We start from the raw sequence: 7,530 nt of genomic DNA on the forward strand, positions 1-7,530 counted from the left end.
CCATAGCCTCAAGGACGTACACCCCCGGAAAGAGAGGAAAGCCCGGAAAGTGCCCCTGGAAGAAAGGCTCGTTTACACTGACGTTCTTAAGACCGACTATCCTCTTCCCTTCTTCGTACTCAAGGATGCGGTCAACGAGGAGCAGAGGGTACCTGTGGGGGAGGACATCCATTATCTCTAAATGGTTCATGCTGGCTATTATATATCAAATATAACCTCGGCAACGTATCCATCCCCCTCCTTCTCTATCTTCAACCGGTGATAGGTTGCCGCCTTTATCACGAGCTTTGAAGGGTGGCTCTTGGGGTCAAACCTCTCCCCTCTCAGGCGAACCCTCACCCTGTCTTCGCTGAGCTCAAGGACCTCGCACTCGGAGGCAACGAACCTTCTGGTCTCATGAAGAAGGAGAGCGGTGTTTATTATGTCCGCAAGGAGGAAGGGCATAATGCCCTCGGCGGATATCTCATGGCTCTCTTCCGGGCTTACCTTTTCTATGTCCGTTATCTCGTTAAAGGTTGCGAGCAGTGCCCTGCAAAACAGCTCCTTCAAGGAGTTCGCCCTTACCCTTATGCCCGCATCGGCGGTTATGTCATCAATGGTCTCGTAGAACATGTGCTCTTATATCCTTCTCTTCCTGCGGAGTATCGCCGGTATCTCCTCTTCCGGTTCAACGGGGCTTATACCCTCATCGGGCACAGCCTTCTTCACTCCTGGTGTTTTTCTCTTTATAACCCTGAGAACGTTTTCCTCTTCGTTCCCTTCTGACTCCGCCTTCTCAAAGTCTGTAGCAACTATAGCTACCCTAAGGAAGTTCTCAACTCCCTCCTCAATCACCGCTCCGAATATTATCAGGGGCTCATTGTGGGTCTTCTCCATCACGCCGTTTATAGCCTGCTCAACTTCGTTGAAGGGAACATCTTCGCTAACCCAAAGGGTCAGCAGAAGCCTTCTTGCCCCCTCTATAGTGTTGCCCTCAAGGAGGGGGCTCGTTATAGCCTGCTCAACGGCAGCCTCTATCTTACCTTCTCCCTTACCCTCTCCCATTCCTATGAGGGCGAGCCCACCGCTCTCCATAACCGTCTTCACGTCCGCAAAGTCCACATTTATCATGGCTGAGGTGGATATTATGTTCGTTATACCCCTGACAGCCCTTGAGAGAACGCTGTCAACCTCTTTGAAGGCTTCCTTCACGGTTATTATCTTGTTCGCCATATCCTTCAGCCTCTGGTTGTGTATGACTATGTAGGTATCTACGTTGTCTTTGAGCCTCTCCAGACCCTCAAGGGCTGCCTTCATTCTCCTTGGTCCCTCAAAGTCAAAGGGAAGGGTAGAAACTGCCACGGTAAGGATGCCCATCTCCTTTGCGGTCTGGGCTATAACGGGGGCGGCTCCAGTTCCCGTTCCTCCTCCCAGACCCACGGCTATGAAGAGCATGTCGGTTTCTCTGAGTATGTCCTTTATCTTCTCAACGTCCTCAAGGGCTGCCTGTTCCCCGACCTCTGGCTTTGCTCCCGCACCGAGTCCACGGGTAACCTTCTCACCTATCTGTATCTTATGGGGAACCGAGAGAGAGCTCAGGTGCTGGACGTCCGTGTTTATGGCGTAGATCTCAACGTCCTCCACGCCGTCGGCGTACATCCTGTTGACAGCGTTGCATCCCCCACCTCCAACGCCTACCACCTTTATCCTCGTTGGGTTGAGACTACCCTTCACTTCCATAGCCTTCCCTCCTTACAGTATTTCTTCAAGCCACTTCTTAAATTTCTCAACATAAGACGCTATCAAGCCCCTTCCGTTTGGGTTACGTTCCGTCAGCTGCATGCCCGTGTCGGCAGAGACGCCCTCTTGAGAGACCCCAAACTTCAGGAGCCCGACCGCGGTGGCGTACTTTGCATCCTCTATCTTCTCCTTAAGTCCTATCAGACCCTTGGGCTTTCCGACCCGGGCTGGCATATCCGTGAACTTCTCAAGGAAGTCCTTTATCCCTTTAAGGTTAGCGCTCCCACCCGTCACAACTATCCCGGCGTTGGCGCTGTCAAGCCTGTATCCCGACTCCTCAATTTTCTCAATTATCTTCTCCACTATCTCCTCAAGCCTGACCTGTATTATCTCCGCAAGCTTCGCCTTCTCAATAGATATGTCCCTCTCCTCACCTCTCGGCTTTACCCTCAAGGTCTCCCCTTCCTTAACCAAGTTGACGAGAGCCACACCCTCCTCAACCTTTATCCGCTCTGCGCTGTCCTGGTCAACCTTCATAAGGTGACTTATATCCTTGGTAATGCTGTTGCCGGCAAGGGGGATACACCCCGTAATTACAGGGTGTCCTTCAAGGTAAAGGACAAAGTCCGTAAGGCTCGCACCCATGTCTATCAGGAGAACGCCGTCATCCTTCTCCTCTTCCTCCAGAACCGCTTTTGCTGAGGCTATGGCGTTCACAACCCTCATGGAAGGCTGAAAGCCTGCAGACATGACAGCCTTCTCAACGTTCCTGCTGACTGTAGTTCCCACCTTCACGAGGTGAACCTGAGCTGTTAGCTTAGAACCAACGAGACCGACGGGGTCCTCTATCCCCTCCTGGTCGTCAAGCATGTACTTCCTGGGAATTGCGTGGACTATGTCGTAGCCATCCTCCTTCCCACGGGCGAGGCTCCTCTCCACGAGCCTCCTTATGTGCTCAGCCTCAACCTCTACGGGGCTCGGCGATATGTTTATGGTGTCCTTCTCGTTCTGGCTCTTGACAGTGGGACCGGATACGTTTATTATCACGTGGCTCACCTTCTGACCGGACATCTCCTCCGCCTCTCTAACGGCGGTGGCTATTGCCCTGGAAGCGACCTCAAGCTTTGTGATTGAACCCCTGTCTATTCCTCTGGATTTTGACTCTCCAACGCCTATAACATGGATATCCCCGTAGGAGTCAACCTCCCCGATGAGCGCAACGATTTTATCTGTTCCAATGTCTATAGAAGCAATCGTTCTCATCCCACCTCAATTTCTTACTAAGATAAACCTGCCATATCTTAAATCAACCTTTTCCTCCGAAAGATTATAAACCATCCTCAATCTTCCAGAGATATTCCTTGGCAGGAGTTCAAGAGGTGGTAGTATTACCTCCTTTGAGTCAAGTATGAGGACCACCCTGTCCCTTTTGACCTTCACAGCCTTCACGGGAAGCCCCAGGCTGAGCACGTTCTTGTAGAGCTTTGCAAAGTTTCCCTTGAGTACCTCTATGTCGTAGGTCCTCACCTCAACAAGGTTGAGGTCCTCACCCTTCGCCGGTGAAAAGAGCTCTCCTTCGGGGTCAATCAGCATGGTGGACCCGCCCACCTTCAGCTTTGCCACAGGCTCCCTCTCAACTATAGTGAGGTTGAGGGTGGTTCCGTTAAGCCCTAAGCTCTTGCTCATGTAAACCCTCTTGACCCTGTTCTTGAACCGTGTGTTGAGAGACAGAAGGAGCTCCTCCTCATTGAGGTGGGTTGGGTCGTTGCTGAGTTCCTCAAGGACCGACTTTATGCTCTCAAAGTCAATGCTTCTGTTTCCCTTTACAACAATCTCCTTTAGCTTGAAGGGAGGGAGCTGAGCTATGAAGGAGGGGGCAAAGAAGCCTGCCAGAGCCATGAAACCTATCCAGGAAGCAAAAAGCAGGTAGGAGAAGAGCCTGCGGGCTCTGTCCCTTTTTCCTCTTCTCTTCACATATCCCTCCCGAGCTATCCGATAATTATAGACAACATATCGGTAAAGCTCATGCCCGCTTTTCTGCACGCCATGGGGAAGAGGCTGAGTTCGGTCATCCCCGGTATTGTATTGACCTCAAGGACGTAAGCCCTTCCCTCACCATCAACCCTGAAGTCAACCCTTGACATGTCCCCGAGCTCAAGAAGGGTGTGGACCCTCAAGGCTATTTCTTGGAGCTCTTTAGACAGCTCCTCGTCCTCAAGGAAGCGGTACTCCGTAGCTCCCTTCGTGTACTTGCTCTCATAGTCGTATATGCCCTTCTTGGGAAGAACCTCAATAACCGGCAGAGACCTCCCTTTGAGCACGCCCACGGTCATATCTCTTCCCTCAACAAAAGACTCTACAAGCACCTTATCGGTAGTTCTGAAGAGTTCTTTAACCGATTCCTCAAGCTCCTCTCGGTTCTTGACCACGCTGAGCCCCACGCTTGAGCCCTGGTCTGCAGGCTTGACAACCGCTGGAAATCTACTCCACTCGGGGATTTCCTTTTCCTTCCTAACGCATACCCAGTCAGGTGTAGGGATGCCTTCACTTCTGAGAAGCCTCTTCGTTATGTCCTTGTCCATGGCGATGGCGCTCCCAAGAACGCCCGAACCAGTGTAGGGTATGCCGAGGATATCAAGGAGACCCTGAACCCTACCGTCCTCACCATAAGACCCGTGGAGAGCTATGAAGACCTTGTCGGGTTTTATCTCAAGGAGCCTACAGGCTAAGTCGGGGGTGAGGTCAAGCTCCACAACTTCGTGCCCAAGCTTCCTCAAGGCGTCCGCCACAGCCCTTCCTGTCTTAAGGGATACCTCCCTCTCAGAGGACCTTCCACCCATCAGAACCACTATCCTCAACCAGCCTGACCTCCTCTTCAAGAAGGATACCAAACTCCTCCCTCACCCGCCTCTTAGCCTCCTCAATAAGCCTGACCACATTACCGAAGCTCCCCCCTCCGTGGTTCACGAGGAAGTTGGCGTGCTTTTCGGAGAAGGAGACCTCCCCGACCCTGTAGCCCCTGAGCCCGACCTTCTCAAGCAGCTCACCGGCGTGGTGGGGGTAGGGGTTCTTGAAGGTTGAGCCGCTTGTGGGCATGTTTATCGGCTGGCTCCTCTTTCTCATCTGTCTTATCTTCTGGTAGTCTCCGACCACAGGTTCCTTGCTCCTCCTGAGCTCAAAGAGGCAGGAAAGGACTATCCCCGCGGAGGGAAAGGGGGAGCTCCTGTAGGAAAAGACCAGCTCCTCAGCCCCCACCCTGTGGAACCTCCCCTCCCAGTCCACAAAGCTTACCTCCTTCAAGAAGGAGGATATCTCAACCCCGAAGGCTCCGGCGTTCATGGAGACCGCTCCACCCACACTTGCAGGAAAGCCGAGGAGCCTGTACATACCTTCCAGATTCTCCTTGACCGAAAGGGTTACGAGCTCCTTGAGAGGCGTTCCCGCCCGAGCTTCTACCACAAAGGCTTCATCCCCCTCTTTAACTTCCAGACCCCTCAGGTGAGCGGTGCTGAGCACCAATCCTTTAAAGTTACCGAACACGGTGTTTGAGCCTCCTCCAAGGATGTATAGGGGAAGGTCTTTATCCTGAGCAAAGGCTATAAGGTCCCTGAGCTCTGCAAAGCTACGGGGCTGGGCGAAGTAATCCGCCTTCCCTCCCACCTTTATGCTCGTGAAATCTGAAAGCCCTACACCCCTGAGCAGCTCCACCCTTTTATTCTAACTTAGCGAGGACCTCCCTATATACAGACTCCCTGTCCGTAGCGTATCTCTTTCCCAGCTCCACCGCCTCTTCTCTCTTCAGCAAGCCCTCCCTCACAAGGAGCTGGAGGAACTGGGTTAAATTGGAGGGTCTTGAGCTCAGCTTTCCCCTCTCAAAGTCAAGGAGATATACCTTCCCTCCTTTCCCTATGAGGACGTTCTTGTCAATCCTGCTGAACTCATCCCTCACGATCCCCATGCTATCAAGCCTGTAGGCAAGCTCCAGAAGCTTGCGGTAAACCCTCTTCTTCTCCTCGGGACTCAGATCAGCCTTGCGGAAGGGAACCCCCTCTATGAACCTGTAAAGGAAGAAGTCCTCCCCCTTGAGAAGTACTTGGGGAAACTCCTCCATACCCTTGAGCCTCTCAAGGATATCCGCCTCCTTCTGGATAGCCTTTACCACCTTCTCGTCCTTCGCCACCTTTACACTGACCCTCTCACCCTTCCAGAGCGCTCTGTAAACTACCCCCCTCCAGCCCTCAGCGAGCTTCTCAACCTCTTTGAGTTCCTTTTTAAACTCTTCAAACCTCACGATGAATATAATTTTCCTATGGAGAGACCCCTGGTAGGCATAATAATGGGCAGCATCTCCGACTGGGAACACATGAAGGGAGCCTCAGACATACTCAGGGAGTTTGGAGTTCCTCACGAGAGGAAGGTGGTCTCAGCCCACAGGACACCCGAGATGATGTACGAGTATGCAAAGGGTGCGAAGGAGAGGGGAATAGAGGTGATAATAGCGGGCGCAGGTGGAGCGGCGCACCTTCCCGGGATGGTTGCCTCGCTTACAACCCTTCCTGTGATAGGAGTTCCCGTTCCAACAAGGCACCTCTCGGGTGTGGATTCCCTTTACTCAATAGTCCAGATGCCGGCGGGCGTTCCCGTGGCGACAGTTGCCATAGGAAATTCCACAAACGCAGGCCTCTTAGCCCTGAGAATCCTGTCCATAAAGTATCCTGAGATAGAGAAGAAGCTGGAGGAATACAGGGATAGGCTGAAGGAAAAGGTCCTTAACATGAAGATAGAGGACTGAGATGAACGTGGGCATACTCGGAGGAGGACAGCTCGGCTGGATGACCATACTGGAAGGTAGGAAGCTGGGGATAAACTTCCTCGTCCTTGACCCAAACCCGGACGCACCCGCCAGCAGGATAGCGGACGCCTGGTTCCCCCCAGAGAAGGTGGAAGAGTTTTACAGAGGTAGCGATGTGATAACCTACGAGTTTGAGCATATAGAGGATGAGGTGCTTGAGTGCGTTGAGGGAAAACTCCTCCCTAACCCTCTCGCCCTAAGGCTCAAGAAGGACAGGGGTGAAGAGAAGGCCTTTTTATACAGACACGGCTACCCAGTGCCACGCTTCAGAAGGGTCGGTATGGGAGAGCTGAAAAGGGCTGTATCCGAGCTCGGTCTTCCGGTGGTGGTCAAGAGCACCCGCCTGGGTTACGACGGCAAGGGGCAGTACAGGATAAGAAAGGTGGAAGAGCTTGAACAGGTGTTCAAAAGCCATTCCGAAGAGGAAAGCTTTGTGGTTGAGGAGTTCGTTGATTTTGAGCTTGAAGCCTCGGCTGTCGGTGTCAGGGATAAGGAGGGTAGAACCTTCGTCTTTCCGATAACGAGGAACGTTCACGAGGAGGGGATACTTCTTTACAACTACACCGCTGGGAAGGTTCCCTGGGAAAGGGAGCTGGTGGACATAATCGTCAGCCTGCTGGAGGACCTGAAGATAGTCGGTCTCTTGGCGGTTGAGTTCTTCATAACAAAGGAGGGAGATGTGCTTATAAACGAGTTCGCCCCAAGACCTCACAACACCGCCCACTATACCCTTGACGGGACCTTCACATCCCAGTTTGAGAATCTCCTCAGGGCTATCCTTGGGCTCCCCTTGGGCTCAACCCAGCTCAAGCTCCCCACCGGTATGGTGAACATACTCGGTCTCCCCCTTGAAGAGATAAACCTGCCTGAGCTCCTATCGGTAAAGGGTTCCCGCCTTTACTGGTATGGAAAAGAGCCAAAGCCCAGGAGGAAGGTAGGGCACGTGAACATAGTCTCAG

The 7,530-nt window shown here is 52.7% G+C and carries 10 protein-coding genes; 2 read left to right on the plus strand and 8 right to left on the minus strand.

Annotation, left to right across the window (positions count from 1 at the left end; genetic code table 11):
- The 8 genes from AC1HCM_RS04075 to AC1HCM_RS04110 form a co-directional block, all read right to left on the minus strand.
- The coding region (locus AC1HCM_RS04075; RefSeq protein WP_479460503.1) for an ApeI family dehydratase at positions 1 to 190 on the minus strand (190 nt) is incomplete at its 3' end.
- Positions 191 to 198: 8 nt separating this feature from the next.
- Positions 199 to 612, minus strand: a complete 414-nt coding sequence (locus AC1HCM_RS04080; RefSeq protein WP_479460504.1) for an archease — start codon at positions 610 to 612, stop codon at positions 199 to 201.
- A gap of 6 nt (positions 613 to 618) precedes the next feature.
- Complete coding sequence (ftsZ, locus tag AC1HCM_RS04085; RefSeq protein ID WP_479460505.1) at positions 619 to 1,719, minus strand: cell division protein FtsZ; 1,101 nt, start codon at positions 1,717 to 1,719, stop codon at positions 619 to 621.
- 12 nt (positions 1,720 to 1,731) lie between these two features.
- Positions 1,732 to 2,982, minus strand: a complete 1,251-nt coding sequence (ftsA, locus tag AC1HCM_RS04090; RefSeq protein ID WP_479460506.1) for a cell division protein FtsA — start codon at positions 2,980 to 2,982, stop codon at positions 1,732 to 1,734.
- Positions 2,983 to 2,988: 6 nt separating this feature from the next.
- Positions 2,989 to 3,693 (minus strand): cell division protein FtsQ/DivIB, encoded by a 705-nt coding sequence (locus tag AC1HCM_RS04095; RefSeq protein ID WP_479460507.1) that lies wholly within the window; start codon positions 3,691 to 3,693, stop codon positions 2,989 to 2,991.
- Positions 3,694 to 3,707: 14 nt separating this feature from the next.
- Complete coding sequence (locus tag AC1HCM_RS04100) at positions 3,708 to 4,598, minus strand: D-alanine--D-alanine ligase family protein (RefSeq protein WP_479460508.1); 891 nt, start codon at positions 4,596 to 4,598, stop codon at positions 3,708 to 3,710.
- Positions 4,540 to 5,427, minus strand: coding sequence for a UDP-N-acetylmuramate dehydrogenase (gene murB, locus AC1HCM_RS04105; protein ID WP_479460509.1), 888 nt, complete (start codon positions 5,425 to 5,427; stop codon positions 4,540 to 4,542). The genes AC1HCM_RS04100 and murB overlap by 59 nt, the downstream gene beginning before the upstream one ends.
- A gap of 4 nt (positions 5,428 to 5,431) precedes the next feature.
- Entirely contained in the window at positions 5,432 to 6,010 is a 579-nt protein-coding gene (locus AC1HCM_RS04110) for a phosphotransferase (protein WP_479460510.1), read from the minus strand.
- Positions 6,011 to 6,028: 18 nt separating this feature from the next.
- On the opposite strand from AC1HCM_RS04110, the gene purE reads away from it, so the two are divergent.
- A complete protein-coding gene (purE, locus tag AC1HCM_RS04115; RefSeq protein ID WP_479460511.1) occupies positions 6,029 to 6,511 on the plus strand; it encodes a 5-(carboxyamino)imidazole ribonucleotide mutase in 483 nt (160 codons plus the stop codon).
- 1 nt (position 6,512) lies between these two features.
- Positions 6,513 to 7,530: 5-(carboxyamino)imidazole ribonucleotide synthase (locus AC1HCM_RS04120; RefSeq protein WP_479460512.1), on the plus strand; the 1,018-nt coding region annotated here is incomplete at its 3' end.

Source organism: Hydrogenivirga sp., from assembly GCF_056450045.1.